Source organism: Pseudomonas sp. B20 (assembly GCF_020515755.1).
Classification (GTDB): Bacteria; Pseudomonadota; Gammaproteobacteria; order Pseudomonadales; family Pseudomonadaceae; genus Aquipseudomonas; species Aquipseudomonas syringae.
The window spans coordinates 126,836-144,598 of record NZ_JAHPJG010000003.1; the positions used below are offsets into that span (position 1 = coordinate 126,836).

General features: G+C 56.9%; 12 protein-coding genes. 3 read left to right on the forward strand and 9 right to left on the reverse strand.

What is annotated here, in order from left to right; genetic code table 11:
• Positions 1-47: 47 nt before the first annotated feature.
• A complete protein-coding gene (gene mltF / locus LIX91_RS04330; RefSeq protein ID WP_226488019.1) occupies positions 48-1,547 on the forward strand; it encodes a membrane-bound lytic murein transglycosylase MltF in 1,500 nt (499 codons plus the stop codon).
• Here mltF and tadA read toward each other — a convergent pair.
• Positions 1,544-2,053, reverse strand: a complete 510-nt coding sequence (gene tadA, locus LIX91_RS04335) for a tRNA adenosine(34) deaminase TadA (RefSeq protein ID WP_226488061.1) — start codon at positions 2,051-2,053, stop codon at positions 1,544-1,546. The genes mltF and tadA overlap by 4 nt on opposite strands.
• Positions 2,053-3,426: a multicopper oxidase family protein gene (locus tag LIX91_RS04340; RefSeq protein ID WP_226488020.1), complete on the reverse strand. Its 1,374-nt coding sequence runs from the start codon at positions 3,424-3,426 to the stop codon at positions 2,053-2,055. The genes tadA and LIX91_RS04340 overlap by 1 nt, the downstream gene beginning before the upstream one ends.
• Before the next feature lie 564 nt (positions 3,427-3,990).
• Between LIX91_RS04340 and LIX91_RS04345 the strand changes: the two genes are divergently transcribed.
• Positions 3,991-7,758, forward strand: coding sequence for a hypothetical protein (locus LIX91_RS04345; protein WP_226488021.1), 3,768 nt, complete (start codon positions 3,991-3,993; stop codon positions 7,756-7,758).
• Between the two features lie 212 nt (positions 7,759-7,970).
• Here the strand turns inward: LIX91_RS04345 and LIX91_RS04350 are convergent, their stop codons facing one another.
• The 5 genes from LIX91_RS04350 to hmpA form a co-directional block, all read right to left on the reverse strand.
• Positions 7,971-8,456 carry a hypothetical protein gene (locus LIX91_RS04350; RefSeq protein ID WP_032702675.1) on the reverse strand — a complete coding sequence of 162 codons (486 nt, stop codon included), beginning with the start codon at positions 8,454-8,456 and terminating at the stop codon, positions 7,971-7,973.
• Positions 8,457-8,795: 339 nt separating this feature from the next.
• Positions 8,796-9,185 carry a tautomerase family protein gene (locus LIX91_RS04355; RefSeq protein WP_003409144.1) on the reverse strand — a complete coding sequence of 130 codons (390 nt, stop codon included), beginning with the start codon at positions 9,183-9,185 and terminating at the stop codon, positions 8,796-8,798.
• A gap of 11 nt (positions 9,186-9,196) precedes the next feature.
• Positions 9,197-10,282, reverse strand: a complete 1,086-nt coding sequence (locus LIX91_RS04360; protein ID WP_003409142.1) for an NAD(P)H-dependent flavin oxidoreductase — start codon at positions 10,280-10,282, stop codon at positions 9,197-9,199.
• Between the two features lie 4 nt (positions 10,283-10,286).
• Positions 10,287-11,471: a YbfB/YjiJ family MFS transporter gene (locus tag LIX91_RS04365; protein ID WP_003409140.1), complete on the reverse strand. Its 1,185-nt coding sequence runs from the start codon at positions 11,469-11,471 to the stop codon at positions 10,287-10,289.
• 88 nt (positions 11,472-11,559) lie between these two features.
• Positions 11,560-12,747 (reverse strand): NO-inducible flavohemoprotein, encoded by a 1,188-nt coding sequence (hmpA, locus tag LIX91_RS04370; protein WP_226488022.1) that lies wholly within the window; start codon positions 12,745-12,747, stop codon positions 11,560-11,562.
• Between the two features lie 128 nt (positions 12,748-12,875).
• Between hmpA and norR the strand changes: the two genes are divergently transcribed.
• On the forward strand, positions 12,876-14,465 hold the full coding sequence (gene norR, locus LIX91_RS04375; RefSeq protein ID WP_003409135.1) for a nitric oxide reductase transcriptional regulator NorR: 1,590 nt from the start codon (positions 12,876-12,878) through the stop codon (positions 14,463-14,465).
• A 105-nt stretch (positions 14,466-14,570) separates the two neighbouring features.
• Here the strand turns inward: norR and guaA are convergent, their stop codons facing one another.
• Together guaA and guaB are read right to left on the reverse strand one after the other, a co-directional pair.
• Entirely contained in the window at positions 14,571-16,148 is a 1,578-nt protein-coding gene (gene guaA / locus LIX91_RS04380) for a glutamine-hydrolyzing GMP synthase (RefSeq protein ID WP_003409133.1), read from the reverse strand.
• A 123-nt stretch (positions 16,149-16,271) separates the two neighbouring features.
• Positions 16,272-17,741, reverse strand: coding sequence for an IMP dehydrogenase (guaB, locus tag LIX91_RS04385; protein ID WP_003314194.1), 1,470 nt, complete (start codon positions 17,739-17,741; stop codon positions 16,272-16,274).
• Positions 17,742-17,763: the final 22 nt, after the last annotated feature.

The window sequence follows — 17,763 nt, forward strand, 5'->3', positions numbered from 1 at the left end:
TCACTGTCGAGATATGGCGCCCGGTGCGCTTTGCGTATACTGCACCGATGTTCTTCAAACCAGATTTCCGCCCACGTTGCGCCAAATGGCTCATCGCAACCGGACTCTTCCTGATGCTCGGCGCCTGTGTGGAAAAACCCACCACACTGGAGCGAGTCAAGGAGGACGGCGTACTGCGGGTGATCACCCGCAACAGCCCGGCGACTTATTTCCAGGATCGCAACGGTGAAACCGGCTTCGAATACGAGCTGGTCAAGCGCTTTGCCGAGGACCTGGGCGTCGAATTGAAGATAGAAACGGCTGACAATCTGGACGATCTTTTCGACCAGATGAACAAACCGGGCGGTCCGGTACTCGGTGCCGCCGGCCTGATCGAGACGCCAAAGCGCAAATTGCAGGCGCGTTTCTCGCATTCCTATCTGGAAGTCACCCCTCAGGTGGTCTATCGCAACGGCCAGTCGCGGCCGACCGATCCCGGCGATCTGGTGGGCAAGCGCATCGTGGTGCTCAAAGGCAGCGCGCATGCCGAGCAACTGGCGGCGCTCAAAGCGCAGAATCCCCGCATTGAATATGAAGAATCTGACGCGGTCGAGGTCGTTGATCTCCTGCGCATGGTCGACGAAGGCCAGATCGACCTGACCCTGGTCGACTCCAATGAGCTGGCAATGAACCAGGTCTACTTCCCCAACGTGCGCGTCGCCTTCGACCTGGGCGAAGCCCGTGCACAGCGCTGGGCCGTCGCGCCGGGTGAAGACAACAGCCTGCTCAACGAAATCAACGCCTACCTCGACAAGGTCGAAAAGAACGGCACGCTGCAACGCCTGAAGGACCGTTACTACGGCCACGTCGACGTACTCGGCTATGTGGGTGCCTATACCTTTGCCCAGCACCTTCAGGAACGCCTGCCCAAATACGAGAAGCACTTCCAGACATCGGCCAAGAAAGAACAGGTCGACTGGAGACTGCTGGCCGCCATCGGCTATCAGGAATCGATGTGGCAGCCGACCGTGACCTCGAAAACCGGCGTGCGCGGCCTGATGATGCTCACCCAGAACACCGCGCAAGCCATGGGCGTATCCAACAGGCTGGACGCGCGCCAAAGCATTCAGGGCGGGGCAAAGTATTTTGCCTACATCAAGGATCAGATGGACGACTCGATTAAAGAGCCGGATCGTACGTGGCTCGCTCTCGCTTCCTACAACATTGGCAGCGGCCACCTCGAAGATGCGCGCAAATTGGCCCAGAACGAGGGGCTGAATCCTGACAAATGGCTCGACGTGAAAAAAATGCTGCCGCGTCTGGCACAGAAGAAGTGGTACAGCAAAACGCGTTACGGCTATGCCCGGGGCGGTGAGCCGGTGCATTTCGTGGCCAACATTCGCCGTTATTACGACATTCTGACCTGGGTGACGCAGCCCCAGCTTGAAGGGAGTCAGGTCGCCGATGGCAATCTGCATGTTCCTGGTGTCGACAAGACTCAACCGCCCGTCCCGCCAGCTTCTCCCGTCCCCTCGTCCAGCAGCGGCACGGACGAATCTGCGCTCTAAACGTTGCCTTGGCCTTTGCCAGCGTCCTTGGCTGCCCGTCGCATTCTGAAAAACTCGCTCAACATCATCCCGCACTCCTCGCCCAGCACGCCGCCTTCGAACAGCACGCGGTGATTGAGAAATGCCTGACTGAAAAACTGCCCCTGGCTCTGTACGATGCCCGCCTTGGGCTCGAGCGCACCGTAGACCACACGCGCCACCCGTGAGTGCACGATCAGCCCCGCGCACATGCTGCACGGCTCCAGCGTTACGTAAAGCGTGCTGCCCGGCAGGCGATAATTGTCCAGCGCCTTGGCGGCGTCACGAATCGCGACCATTTCGGCATGCGCGCTGGGGTCGCTGCCGCTGATCGGGCAGTTGTAACCACGACCAATGATCTCGCCGTTCTGCACCACCACTGCCCCGACGGGCACCTCACCCAACAGCGCGCCTTGCGCGGCGAGCGCCAGCGCCTCGCGCATGAAGTGCTGATCCTTGCTGCGGTCGATGATCTGCGGTTGCCGCATCATGCCACCTCGATGGCGGCCATCAGGCCGGTTTCCATGTGATCGATCACGTGGCAATGGAACATCCATACACCGGGGTTATCGGCAACCAATGCAACCCGCGCCCGCTCGTTACGACCCAGCAAGAAGGTGTCGGTAAAGTACGGGATGATCTTGCGCCGGTTGGAGGCGATCACCTTGAAACTCATGCCGTGCAGGTGAATGGGGTGCTGATATTGAGTCATGTTCTTCAGCTCGAAGATATAGCTCTTGCCCAGCTTCAACCTGGCGATAGGCCGATCAGCGCAGGTCTTGTCGGTAATGTCCCAGGCTTCGCCATTGATCTGCCACAGGCTGGGCGGCTTGCCATTGTCGGTGTTGACCGACATCGAGCCCACCCACTCGAAGTTGAAATTGATCTTCTCGGCGTTATTCATATCAGGCTCGGCCACCGGATTGGCCGGCAGCTCGGGCGGCCACTGGCCGGGCGCGTCGTTATTGACGACTGAGCGAAACGTACCCAGGCGCACCGGACCGTTACGCAGCGAGATCTCCTCGCCCGCCGGCGGAGCCTTGATCGCCAGACAAATGCGCATGCCCGGCCCCAGCCAGTATTCGTCGCCGAAGGGACGCGGTTTCACCGGGTTGCCATCCAGCGCGTAGATCTGCGCCTCGGCGTCCGGCAGGTTGAGTCGATAGGTCACGGTATTGTCGAGATTGAGCAAGCGCACGCGAGTGATCTGCCCGGCAGGCAACTCAATTACCGCCTGCGGAATGCCGTTCAACGTTGAAAGACGCCCCGCCGTGCCCTCACGTGCCGCTTCACGCAGCACACTGAACTCGGTGAACGCACCCACTTCGTCCACATGCCAGCTTTTCAGGCTGACCGTGCGCTCATGGGCAAAACCGGTCGGCTCGCGCTCTTCGACAATCAGCGGCCCGACCAGCCCGCGGCCCAGCTCTTCGCTGCTGCTGACGTGCGGGTGATACCAGTAGCTACCCGCGTCCGGCACACGGAATTTGTAATCGAAGTATTCGCCTGGCTTGACCGGCAACTGCGACACGTAAGGCACGCCGTCCATCTCCAGCGGCAAGCGAATGCCATGCCAGTGAATGGTCGTCTCGACCGGCAACTGATTGATGAAACGCAGCCGCAGCCACTCGCCTTGGCGCACGCGCAATTCCGTGCCCGGCGCAGAACCGCCAAAGGCCCAGGCAGGCGTCTTGTGGCCAGGCACCAGTTCCACATCCAGCGGCGCGGCGATCAGCACAAAGTCCGTACCCGCTTCAGACTCGCGACGCCCCATCCAGTAACGCGAAGCCCCACCGGCGCCAAGGCCGACTACGGCCAGACCGGCGATGCCTGTAAGGATTTGACGACGGGTAAAGGACATGAACGGCGCAACCTCGAAAACGACGACTGAGCGCATCTGCGAGCAAATGCGAGGGGCGAATACGATACACCTGCATTTGCGTAAAGATAAGGGTGGATACCACGAACTGAAGCCGAGGCGTAAAAAAGCCGGGCAAGGCAGTGACGCCCGCTCCGGCTTTTTGTATCCATCAACCGCTATGCCTGACTAACCCGCGCCAGCCATTCGATATAGGCCGGCTCTGCATCAAGCAGTAGATTGGCGCGCTAATCCTCCAGCTCTGCCTGCACGCCAAACACCTTTCACACCAACGGTGCCAGGCGCGATGCAGGGCTGTTCCCGGCAGTATTTCGGCGGTGGGCTGCTGGTAAAAAGCATCAGTGGCTGCTCACACAGGCACTTCCAACGAATATTCAGACTCACCTGCAGGACTATGACAACGCCACTATCGCACTGGGCGTTATCACAACGTTTCACAACTTTTCACAACGATTTGCAGGTGATCGCAGTAAGAATCGCAGAACTCCTTTTTTCGCTTTCTTGCGGCCTTACCTTTCAAGGCTCGCCTTAACTGACGAGGCGCTCATGAACATCACGCCCAAAAACGACACGCTCCCCCGCGAAGGTCTTGCAGATTTCGAGTCGAGGCTTAAGCGCAGCATTGTCTCCGCCAAAGGCGATGAGCAGAAAAAGCCAGACCGCACCGCGACCGACAATGAGCAATGGCCGCCGATTGAGGGCACCACTGTTTCGGTCACGGACAAAGGTGACATGCGTTACGAGCGTGATGGGCAAGGTGTTGTCGTGGCGGCGTCGACCAATCCGAAGTTGTATCAGTTTCTCAAACAACTCGATGACCTGAGCCAGTCTCCGACACAAAAATCTCAGGTCGAAAAAGCCATCGCCGACGGGACCCCTATCGCAGATCGAAACACCGAGCTACCTGCTTGGGGCGATATCAAGAATTTCGAATGGCAAGGTCAGCTGGAAACAGCCGAGGTGGTCACTTACGTCAAACAGGATGGCGAGAAGGTCACTGTTTCAAAAGCACTCACACCGGAATTGTTCACTGCGGCGCAGCAAATGGGCCTCTCGCGCGTTACCGTGGAAAACCGCGTCAATAACAACGGGCGCGAAGTGGCAGATGAGAATGTCTATGTCGCGGATCACGACATCATCAAAGCCGGCACCAAGGACGAACTGGGTAACGGCGTGATCGAGTTCGAGAGCCGCGATGGCAAGCAATACGTGGTCTCCGAATATCAGAACAAGGAACTGTATGACCGGGTTGCCGACAAGAGCAGTTCCGGGGTTCAGGGCGACGTGCAGAAGATCCGTGACGAACACGGCCTGGGCAATCTCGATGAACTGGATATTCTCAGTAAACCCACAGGCGTGAAGTCCGACGAAAAAGACAAGGACTCCGAAGACCTGACCGTGGTCGAGCTGGCCACCAAAAACCTGATGGACAAGTATCAGAAGCTGGTCGATGACAAGAAAGTCGACAAAGACAGCGACGTCTACAAACTGGTCATGGCGATCCAGGCCAAGGCCGGGATGGAAAGTGGACGCACCATCACGCCTTATATCGAAGAACCCCGCGGCGCCGAGTCCTGGCGCAGGTTCGACAGCGAAGGCGAAACCCTGACAAGCGCCGATATGCAGGACATCCTCGACGGCAATAACATCGATAAAGCGTTGACGGAGCTGTTTGCCAATGGCAATGGCGAGAAGGACAAGATCGGCAAGGAATACCAGGCCGAGATGGACTCGGCCATCGAGAAAGTCAGCGGTGGCGATAAGGAAGCGTTGGCCAAGGACCTGCACGACAAGTTGGTCAGCAGGGAGTTTGTCGACTACCTCTCTGATCTGGATAAAGCCGGTAAAAAGTCCGAAGGACAATCCGATGTAGCCCGCCTGCTTTCCAGTCTGGAACTGCTCGATCCGCAATTGGCAAAAGACGCCCAGAATGAACTGCAGAAAAACAGCGTCATGGCCGAAGTCGACAAGTTGATGGCCGACCCTGGCGGCATCCCGGATGAATATAAAGAACTGGCGCTGAAGGACATTTTCTCTGCACTTAAGCAGGGAATCAAAGGTATGGCGGATATACCCCGCCGTACTCAGGAGACGATCGAGAAATTCATCAACGAGTTGCTACAAGACAAAACCAAACTCAGCGATTTTTCGGACCAGATGGTCAAGGTCAAATCAGGCGAAATGACTCAGGCGCAGCTCGAGGAAAACCTGGCAGGTAAATACGTGGGTGCCGAAGACAAGGAAGGCTTCAAGAAAGCCATCGGCAAGCTTAATCAGAGCGGCGTATTCGGCACCGCTGCGGGCTTTACCTCTCTCGGTGGCGCTATCTATATGCTGACGGCCAAGAACGGCCAACTTGCTGATGATCCACTGGAACGCCTGGCTATCGCCAAGGACTTCATCACCTTCCTGGGCTCCGGTGCGCAGTTTGAAAAGACTGGCATCTTTGATTTGATGACCCACACCAAAACTGCGGATTTGCTCGGGTTGAGCAAGAGCATCCCGGAGATCTGGGGCAAGGAAGGTTTGTGGGGCAAAAAGATTGAAACGGCGCAGGCTGCCAATAACGTGCCAGACGTTGCGGACGGTCTGGAGAACCGGCTGGCCAGCGTTTATGAGCTGGACAGCATCAGAGCAGGTAGCAGTATCGGCGACGTAATGGATCAGATTGGCCTGATCAATGAGGTCAACGACGCCGGTTCGCTTTCCGAGGACGTCAGTCGCGAACTGCTGGACGAGATCGTGACACGATCTGGCGGCACTCCACCCGCAGATTATTCGAAGTACGGCAATCTGAACGAACTGGCCGAAGATCTGAGGCTGAATATCGATCAGGATGCGGTGGTGCAGAGCATCAATTCTCAGCGCGCATCAGTCGACCTCCCCGCCCTGGATGCTGAAAGCCTGAACAATATGGCCGTCGAGGTGGAGCGTGCTGCCAGCACGCCGGTTCCGGACTCTGCTTCCGGCTCCGGTTACGCCAGCTACAGCGACTCGTTGTACGAACTCTACGACGATGCCGTGCAGCGCTTCGTCGCACAAGACATCACCCCGCCAAGCCGTGAAGCGTTTGCTGCCGGCATTGAGGACCAGCTGGAGCGCAACGGTCAGCCGGTCCCGGCGGAAAACGATCGGGTCAACCTGAGTGAAATGCTTGGCAGCGACGAGATCGATCGCGAGTCGATCAACGTGATGCTCGAAGCCGATAATCAACCAATCCCGGCTGATGACATCGTCGATAACATGCGCAACTCGGTCGGCCAGGCCGTGGCGGGTAATGCAGGGGGGGCGGGCCTGGTAGACCCACAATCTGTTGCACAAGGCGTTCAAAGTGCCGCACCGGAAGGAGCGGACAAAGTGGTGTCCGGCGTCTCTGCGCGCATTGCCGGTTCAGTGGTCAAGGTACTCGGCGTAGCACCGGACATCATGAGCATCGCCGACATCGTCATGGGCGGGATTGCCATCAAGGATGGCATCAAGTCCGGCAGCGATCTGGCAATTGCCAATGGCAGCCTGCAAATTGTTTCAGGTGTGGCGGGCACAGCCGCCGCCGGGATCGGGATCGCCGGTTTGCTCGGCCCTATTGGAGCGATCGCAGGTGCAACCGCGCCGCTATTTCTGGTGACGGCGGGCCTGGGGATCATTACCGGCATCATCAGCGTGTTCGTCGATCATCAGAAGAAACAAAAGGCCACCGACAAGGAAGGCCAGTGGTTCAAGGATCAGGCCGAACTGGGCTTCGCGCAGGACGACTGGGGCGACAAGCTTGAATACGGGCGCTACAGCTTCTACGAATACGAAGGCCGGGATGCACCCGACGATCAAAGCATATTCGACTACCAGACCGAAGAGTGGAAACACTTCCAGGAAACCCCGCAGGATCAGGGCTCGTCAATGATTCGTCTGGACGAAAGCTCGCACAAGGATAAAAACGGCATCGTCGGCGAGAACACCAACGGCTTGCCGATGGACGTTTACAACAAGGCGTACTACGACGCGCACAAGGAAGAGATCGAAACCATCCGCGAGAAGTGGGACGAATGGAACGGCAAGGACGATATCGTCAGCAAAAAGGACTTCGAGAAGATTCTGAGTGGCGGCGACGAGAAGGAAAAAGCTGCGGCCGAGTTTATTCTCAGTGACCAAGGCTTCTTCGACTTGCTGGATAACCTCTGGAAGAAAGACAAGCGCGATACGAAGATCAGCACGGATGATCTGGATACCTGGCTCAAGCTGATTGATGTGATGGATCGAACACCGGGTGAGACGGTGTTTTATGAGAAGCCCAAGTCGACTGTTTTTCCGGGCAGATGAGTTATTGATTGATGGGATGGATGTGGTGTCGCTTCTGCGGGATAAATGACTGGCCGGTGGAGGCAGTGGCTGAGACTTTCTGAAAAGACAGTCTCAGCCATGTCACGATGCAGGCGACTGTGCACTCCTCCGTATGCTCGCGGGCGCGAAAATCATGCCCTTCCAAGGCCTCACAGGTTCGTGTCATCGGCGGCAGCGTGACCTGCCCTTGATCAGTCTCGCACCAGCTTCAGCAGTCCGCCGTCATACCAGGAAAGAGCTAACGACCCGTCCTGTGCCAGGAAAAATGCCGGCGTTTCTTTATCAAAAGGACCCCAGCTTCCAGATTTGCATTCAACGCTATAGCGCACAGCTCTTTCGATGCCAAGCTTGTGGAGTTGCGGCTCCAGTTCAGCTCCAGTCATCGCCGGAAGCTTATGAAAAACAGGCCCCTTACACACATCTTCCGTAGAGTCTGTGGACGCTTTCCATGCAAGCTGGTCGTGATTGAAGTTGAGACGTCGCCCCATAAAACTCGGATCATCATCCCCCAGTGCCTGCACGCCCGAGTCTGATACCGCTACGCCTGCAACATGCCAACTGCCGTAAAGCGCGCTCTCTCCAGACTGATCGTGCTTTGGAGCATCCATATTCGCTGCGCATCCTGTCAGCGACAACAGGATCAGAAAAGATGAACTGAGAGAAAATCGGGTTTTCATGAACGGGGGTCCTTGGTTTTTGGGGATGTGAATATCGAATCTTTTTGCTGGGCGACCCCTGCGTCGATGTTGGGGCTTGGGGTGCCTTTGAGCGGATTTTCCTCGAACTTCAAGCCAGTTTCAAATGAGGTGCTTTGCGGTCGGCAAGGAGCTGAGACGTCCGTCACGACGGCAGCCTCTTACGCGAAAGTGCTCATTGGGACGTATCACCAGCGGGTAAAGTAGCGCTGATTCCTTTGCGTTCTCGGGCCGTTTGATAGATCACATAAGCCCCAACCCTGATTGATTTTTGCCCAGCATCTAGCGTGAAGTTCGAGGTGGTGATTGGCGGAAGTTCCGTTATAGCTCACCTGTTAGAAATTGAGCGCGCCCCAGACCGAAACTCCAGTCTTCGTCACTGTTGATCACTATCGAAACCATGACGTCCTCTGCTGCGATGCCACAGTTGCGCTCCAATCCTTCTGCTATCAGGGCATAAAACCGCTTTTTCATCTCTGCTGGACGCGGCCTGCTAATGGCGGTGATGACAACGACTTTGTCGGACCGCGTAAATCCAAGCCCCGTATCCTGAATGATCAGTCGATTTCTTTTGTGTTCATTCAACACCTGGTATCGGTCACGTTCAGGAACCTGGAATGCGTTCACCATCGCGTCGTGGATCGCATCCAGCAACGTCTCGATTTCCTGATCCGAACGGCCCTCTATTACATCAATTTTCAGCAATGGCATTGATTGTCTCTCTACAGGAAGGTTGTGGATTTAGACGCTGAACGCATCTCTTCCACCAGGGTTTTGATCAATTCTGCTGCAGGGAGTGCGCGTGCGAGCGGCGCCCCTTGCCCGGCCCATTGAGCGGCAAAATCATGACAGCCTTTTAGAACAGCGGCGGCGTGCAGTGCTTTGGTCACATCATAAGCCAAGGGATATTCGGCTGGGACAGGGATCTGCTGTCCAGTGCTTTCCAGGTACAAACGATTCGCCAAGCCACGGGCAGGACGGCCGGATACATAGCTGGTTACTCGAGTTTCATGGGCTCTTGCGGAGATAAGCGCTGCGCGATGCTCGGGCGTAGCTGAGGACTCCGGACACAGGATAAAGGCGGTTCCCATTTGTACCCCTGCGGCCCCTAGTGCCAATGCTGCATTAATGCTTGCGCCGTCCATGATCCCACCGGCTGCGATCACCGGTAAGCGTATGTGCGTTGTCAGCATGCGGGTCAATGGGAACAACCCAAGCTCGTTGTCCTGATTGGGCGCATCGTCGAATACGCCACGGTGCCCTCCTGCCTCATAGCCTTGCGCGACAATGGCATCTACGCCGGCCTTCTGAAGCATTTGTGCTTCTTTAAGCGTGGTGGCACAACCCAGCGTAACAATGCCAGCCTCTCGCAGCTCAGCTACCCAGGCCGAGCCGGGTGTGCCGAAGTGGAAGCTGACTACGGCGGGCCGCTCGGCTAACAGCACTTCAAGCATCACCCGGTCACTCAGAAAACTTTTATAAATTTCGCGTATTTCTTGAGGAGGCGCTGCATCGAATTCTGAAAACCATTTTGCAATATAAGCCAGCCAGGTATCGTTCTGCGTTTGGTTAAAACGGGCAGGTCTGTGGCAGAACATGTTCACGTTGAACGGTTGGTCAGTCAGTTCGCGCGTCTGTTTTATAAGGGCTCGTGCCTGATCCGGGGTGCTGGCGCCAAGGCCGATCGATCCCAGGGCTCCTGCGTTACTAACCTCGGCAGCAAGTACTGGAGTTGAAACGCCAACCATCGGCGCCTGAATAATGGGTAGTCGAACCCCTATGCTGGACCAGAAATTAGTGGTGTTCATTTAACTACCTGTCTGTCTGGAGTGGGGAAGGAAGTCGAACGGTCAGCAGTGTTGAGAGCAATAGGCCAACGCCTGCGGCGATCAGCGAAGTGTTAAACGAGCCGCTGTATGCGAACAGGCAGCTCGCTAATAACGGTCCAATGATTTGACCTATGCCGTAGGCTGCCGTCATGACAGCGATAAGATTGTGCTTAATCGTGTGTGAAACGCGTTTTGCGGCGGGCATGGCTATGGTTACGGTGCCCATGAATGTTCCGCCGACAATTATCGCGCTGCCCACGTATCCCACCACGGTAGGGGATATGACTGGCAGAATGACGCCGAACGCTTGAAGCAGAAGGTTTGCACGGAGCGCAACGTGAGTGCCAAATCTCAGGTGAAGTGTGTGCCAGAGGTAGCAGGAGGGCGCGGCTCCAAGACCGAAAATAGCCCAGATGTGAACGGGGTTCATATCTCCAAAGGCGCTTTTCACCAGCATCGGAAGGTACGTCGCCGTAATAATGTAGCCAAAACCCGCCAACCCATAGGCCGCAATTAAAGGCCACGCGCCTAACACCATATGACGCCCAGGAGCCTCACTGGCTGATGGGGCTATTAAATGGGTGGAGCGCTTATCCAGTTTCTTTATGGCAATGCCGCTTAGTACGGCGCTGCTCGCGCCCAGCGTAAGCCACAGACTATAACTGTTAAGTCCGACGCCTTGAGCAATGGCCAGAATTTCTGCTGACAAGAAGATTCCTATGCCCACACCTGAAAAGAGTATGGGGGCTCCCTCATGATGCCCCTTGTGCTGCAACAACCACTGCGATGCGGCGATCATGGACAGCGCACTGAAGAGCCCTGCCACGCCTCGAATGCTGATAATTAGCCAAGGCAGTGCGGTATAGGCCAGCGCAATCAGGCACGCCACGCTGGCGAGGATAGAGACCACTATCCACCTGCGTGAATGACCGCTTGATAAGCGCGCAGCCAGTAAAGCGCCTAACAAGTATCCGGCATAATTGGCTGATGCAGCCAAAGTGCCGTCATGCAGGCTCACTATGCCCTCGTGAACCATCACAGGATAGACGCCGGTATAAGCAAAACGTCCAAAGCCCATGCCAATGGCCATTACCATGGCCGCAGCGACCGCAGACCATAGCAAGTTCTGGTTTTGATTATTTCGTGCAGGTAACGCCTGGTTATGCATCACTCTGATCTCATTTATTGTCTTTGAGCCGAATCTGCCAAAGCAAATACGAACTCTTTAGCCACTGCCCTAGAGTTGCCTTGCAACCTCACGCCAAGGCTTGCGCGGGACCGAAAAACTCATACCGGGCCTGCTTCTCTGGTACTCCCAGATCCTTTAAGGCCCGTTTCATGAATGCCATGAATGGTTTGGGTCCCAGGAAATAAACGTCGACATCGCGGTCGGCCGGCAGCCATTGTTCAAGGTGAGTGATTAAGGGAAAGCCAATGGCGTCTGGCGTGTAGACCTCATGATCGGCTCGCTCTGCATAAACGACATGAGCCCTGAACAGCGGATAGCGTTGTTGCCAGTCTCGCAGGAGGTCTGAGAACGCATGCACCTGACCATTACGTGCATAGTGAATGAAGGTTACTGGTCGCTCCCCGGACTCCAGCGCTTGCTCGGCCATTGCCAACGTTGGCGTGATACCGACGCCGCCGCTGATAAGTATCAGTGGCTTGATATGGTCGTTAAGCGTGAAATCCCCGGAGGGAGGAAACACATCGAGGGTGCTTCCCTCTTCCACATAATCATTCAGATAAGTAGACGCGAGTCCCCCCAGCTCACGCTTGACGCTGATTCGATATCGAACACCGTTAGCCTGCTCACTCAAAGAGTAGTTACGCCGCACCTCCTTACCATCGATCATGAGCCGTACGCCGATGTACTGGCCGGCTTTATGCCGGATAACGGGCTGATGATCAGCGGGCGCAAGATAAAATGACGTAATTTCAGCGCTTTCGGCCACCTTTCTCAGGACTGTGAATGGGCGGGCACCCCGCCATCCGCCCGGTGCTGCAGCAATGGCGTCATAGGCACTCTGCTCACCGGCGATGAGGATATCTGCAAGCTGTTGATAGGCTGCGGCCCACGCTGCGATGACTTCATCTGTCGCGATTTCTGCGCCCAGCACCTCGCGGATAGCCTGCAAAAGGCAGGAGCCGACAATAGGGTAATGCTCGGGAAGGATCTGCAGCGCCACATGCTTGTTGATTATCTGGCTCGCCAACCCGCCCAGGTTTTCGAGCCTGTCGATGTTCCTGGCATACATCAGCACGCCATTGGCAAGCGCGCGGGGCTGCGACCCGTTAACTTGATGCGCTTGATTGAACAACGGACGCACTTCAGGGTGCGTGTCGAGCATGAGTTTATAAAAATAAGTGATCAACGCTTCCCCTCCGGTTTCAAGCAGAGGCACAGTTGCTTTGATGATGTCGCGCTGGGCTGAGGTCAGCATGGTGGGCTCCAGAGGGAAGGAATCTATACCCTGGTTAGAGCAACCGCCGTGCCAGGCATAAAAGCCTTGTAAAACAACAAACCGAAGGCGTATAGAGTCTTTATGACTGTGTTATTAAGACCTGATCTATGAAAAAAGATGTCATTTCGACTCATCAATTGAAGGCGTTGCATGCCCTTCTTCCGCTCTTGGGGGATTTAGCAGTAGAGCTGCCTGCCGAGCATCGTTACTACCGCGTTCTGGACGCGTTACGAGAGCTGGTCCCCTCGGATGCTGTGGCATTACTGCGCTTGGAGCAGGGCGAACTTATTCCTGTTGCCGCGCATGGCTTGGCCGGTGACGCAATGGCCCGACGCTACCGTGTCGCAAACCATCCTCGACTGAAGGCAATCATTGAAGCGCAGGGGGCCATTCTATTCCCCACAAACTGTGATTTCCCGGATCCCTATGACGGCCTGATCGGTTCAAGCGCCTTGCCCGTGCACGACTGCATGGGCTGCTCGTTGCGGATCAATGACAAAACCTGGGGGGTTCTGACCCTGGACGCCTTGACCGTGGGGCAGTTCTCCGAGCAGGATCTTCAAACCGTCGAGACCTTTGCCATGTTCGCTGCGGCGACCGTCGTAGCGGCATCCCGATTTGATGATCTATTGCGCACCGTTGCCGGAGAACGGAAACGAGCAGAAGCCTATCGACTCTCTGCACGCAGGCCCAAGCCTGAAATGATTGGGAACAGCGACAGTTTCAGGCAACTCCTCTCTGAAATCGATCTGGTCGCTTCAAGCGACCTCACGGTTTTGATTACCGGCGAAACCGGAGTAGGTAAGGAACTGGTTGCCCAGCGGTTGCACGATCTCTCGGCGCGAGCGGACAAACCGTTCATAACGGTCAATTGCGCCGCCCTTCCTGAGCACCTGATTGAAAGCGAGCTTTTCGGACACGTCAAAGGCGCCTTTTCGGGAGCCATCGAAAATCGGCTGGGTAAATTTGAAGTGGCCAGCACTGGCACACTATTTCTGGATGAGATCGGCGAGCTGCCGTTGGCCGCACAAGCCACCCTGCTTAGAGTACTTCAGGGCGGCCAGCTTCAGCGGGTCGGTTCCGACAAGCTCCATGTCGTCGATATTCGTTTGATTGCCGCCACCAACCGAGACCTGATTGAGGAAGTGCGTGCGGGTCGCTTTCGAGCAGACTTGTATCACCGACTAAGCGTCTACCCATTACGCGTCCCCTCTTTGAAAGAACGTCGGGACGACATCATGTTGCTGGCCGGAGCTTTCGCGGAAGAAAACCGCTGGAGGGTCGGCGTACCTTCGTTGCGATTTTCCGACTCTGCCCGCCAAGCATTAGTCGGCTACTCGTGGCCAGGGAATATTCGGGAGCTGGAACACCTGATGGCACGGGCGGCGCTGAAAGCAAAAAAACGGGCGGCGTCTTTGAAAAGGCAGAGTGTATTGTCGCTGGAGTTGCAGGACCTTGACCTCCTGGAATCGCCCTCCGAGAGGGTTGCGGAAAAGTCAGGCTCTATCCTTGCACAGCAGCTCCCGTCTCACGATTTCAAATCATCTGTCGACGGATACAAGAAAGCGATATTGGAAGAGGCTCTCAGGCTTTCAGAAGGCAATGTTTCTGCTGCAGCTAGAGGTCTTAATCTGGATCGCGCGAACCTGACTCGGCTCGCAGGTAGGCTGGGGGTGAGCATATTGCGTGAAAAGTAATCACATCATTCTCAAAAAGAGATCGGCCAGACCCAAAAAGCCCGCAATTAAGCGGGCTCCATGGCATTTCTTGCTAGTGGGTGCCGGACAATGCCGGACGTCCAATCATTCCCACTCAATCGTAGCCGGCGGCTTGCTCGACACGTCATAAGTAACCCGCGAGATCCCTTCGATCTCATTGATGATCCGGCCGCTCACCGTCTCCAGCAGCTCATAAGGCAGGTGCGCCCAACGAGCAGTCATGAAGTCGATGGTTTCCACCGCACGCAGCGCCACAACCCAGGCGTAACGGCGGCCGTCGCCGACGACGCCGACTGATTTGACCGGCTGGAACACGACGAACGCCTGGCTGACCTTGTGGTACCAGTCGGCCTTGCGCAGTTCTTCGATGAAGATGTGGTCGGCACGACGCAGGATGTCGGCGTATTCCTTCTTCACTTCGCCGAGGATGCGCACGCCCAGGCCTGGGCCTGGGAATGGGTGGCGGTAGACCATGTCGTAGGGCAGGCCGAGTTCGAGGCCCAGGCGGCGGACTTCGTCCTTGAACAGCTCGCGCAGTGGCTCGACCAGCTTGAGGTTCATTTCTTCCGGCAGGCCGCCCACGTTGTGGTGCGACTTGATGACGTGGGCCTTGCCGCTTTTCGCGCCAGCCGACTCGATGACGTCCGGGTAGATGGTGCCTTGCGCCAGGTACTTGATGTTGTCCAGCTTGCAGGACTCGGCATCGAACACGTCGATGAAGGTGCGGCCGATGATCTTGCGCTTCTTCTCTGGATCGCTCTCGCCTGCCAGGTTGTTCAGGAACTGCTCTTCGGCGTTGGCGCGGATTACCTTGACGCCCATGTTCTCGGCGAACATGGCCATCACTTGCTCGCCTTCATGCAGGCGCAGCAGGCCGTTGTCGACGAATACGCAGGTCAGTTGATCGCCGATGGCCTTGTGCAGCAGCGCCGCAACCACGGAGGAGTCAACGCCGCCGGACAGGCCCAGCAACACGTTGTCAGTACCGACCTGAGCGCGAACCTGAGCGATAGCGTCTTCAGCAATCTTCGATGGGGTCCACAGTGCTTCACAGCCGCAGATGTCGAGGATGAAGCGCGACAGGATGCGACCGCCCTGCTTGGTGTGGGTCACTTCCGGGTGGAACTGCACACCGTAGTAACCGCGAGCGTCGTCAGCCATACCGGCAATCGGGCAGCTCGGGGTGCTGGCCAGAATGTGGAAGTCTTCCGGCAGTTTGGTGACCTTGTCACCGTGACTCATCCATACGTCGAGGCCAAACAGGCCGTCGGCGTCGATATGGTCTTCGATACCATCAAGCAGACGGCTTTTGCCGACTACGTCAACGCGAGCGTAGCCGAACTCGCGCAGCTCGGAACCGGCAACCTTGCCGCCCAACTGCTCGGCCATGGTCTGCATGCCGTAGCAGATACCGAAAACCGGCACACCCAGGTCAAATACCGCTTGCGGGCAGCGCGGGCTGTCGGCTTCGTGTACGGACTCGGGGCCGCCGGCGAGGATCACGCCTTTTGGAGCGAATTCGCGGATCGCTTCGTCGTCCATGTCAAACGGATGCAGCTCGCAATACACGCCGATTTCGCGCACGCGGCGGGCGATCAGCTGGGTGTACTGGGAACCGAAGTCGAGGATCAGGATACGGTGGGCGTGAATGTCGAGGGCCATGGAAACTCTCTGAGCAGCTGCAAGCTATACGCTGCAAGCGGCAAGTTGTCGGAATCAATGCGGTAGTTACACTTGCGTAACTACCGCTTGTAGCTGATTGCTTGGGGCTTGAAGCTGGAGGCTTTAGCCGACGCGATAGTTCGGCGCTTCCTTGGTGATCTGCACGTCATGGACGTGGGACTCAGCCATACCGGCGCCAGTAATGCGAACGAACTCGGGCTTGGTGCGCATCTGCTCGATATCGGCACTGCCGGTGTAACCCATGGAGGAACGCAGGCCGCCCATCAACTGATGGATGATGGCCGACAACGGACCTTTATAGGCCACACGGCCTTCGATACCTTCCGGCACCAGCTTCTCGGCACCTGCGGACGAATCCTGGAAGTAGCGATCGGACGAGCCTTGCGCCTGGGACATCGCACCCAGCGAGCCCATGCCACGATAGGCCTTGTAGGAACGGCCCTGGAACAGTTCGATCTCGCCTGGCGCTTCTTCAGTACCGGCGAACATCGAGCCCATCATCACGCAGGAGGCGCCAGCCACGATGGCCTTGGACAGGTCACCGGAGAAGCGGATACCGCCGTCGGCGATCATCGGCACGCCAGTGCCTTCAAGGGCAGCGGAGACGTTGGCGATGGCGCTGATCTGCGGCACGCCGACACCGGCAACGATACGCGTGGTGCAGATGGAGCCCGGGCCGATACCGACCTTGACTGCATCGGCGCCTGCGGCAACCAGTGCCCTGGCCGCTTCGCCAGTGGCGATGTTGCCGCCGATGACCTGCACCTGAGGGAAGTTTTCCTTGACCCAGCGGACGCGGTCGATCACGCCTTTGGAGTGGCCGTGAGCGGTATCGACGACCACGACGTCAACGCCAGCCGCGACCAGTGCGGTGACACGTTCGCCGGTGTCCTTGCCAGTACCGACTGCAGCGCCGACACGCAGGCGAGCCTGATCGTCCTTGCTGGCCAGCGGGTAAGCCTTGGCTTTCTCGATGTCCTTGACGGTCATCATGCCCTTGAGCGCGAAATTGGCATCCACGATCAGGACTTTTTCAAGGCGGTGCTTGTGCAGCAGTTCGCGGACTTCGTTCTTGTCGGCGCCTTCACGCACGGTGACCAGACGCTCTTTGGGCGTCATCACTTCGCGAACAGGGACATCAAGACGGTTTTCGAAGCGTACGTCGCGGGACGTCACGATGCCGACCAAGTCACCATTGTGCAGGACCGGTACGCCGGAAATGTTGTGCATGCGGGTGAGTTCGAACAGATCGCGAACAGTGGCGTCGGCTTCGATCGTGATCGGGTCCTTGACGACACCGGCCTCGAACTTCTTGACCTTGCGCACTTCGGCAGCTTGCTGCTCGATGGTCATGTTCTTGTGGATGATACCGATACCGCCTTCCTGGGCCATGGCAATTGCCAGACGGGCCTCGGTGACTGTATCCATTGCAGCAGAGACCAAAGGTATATTCAGCTCGATGCCACGGGTCAAACGGGTTTTCAGACTGACTTCGTTAGGGAGTACCTCGGAATAACCGGGCACAAGGAGAATGTCGTCGAATGTAAGGGCTTCTTGACTGATACGCAGCATCGCGGGGGCTCCCGGGCGGGAA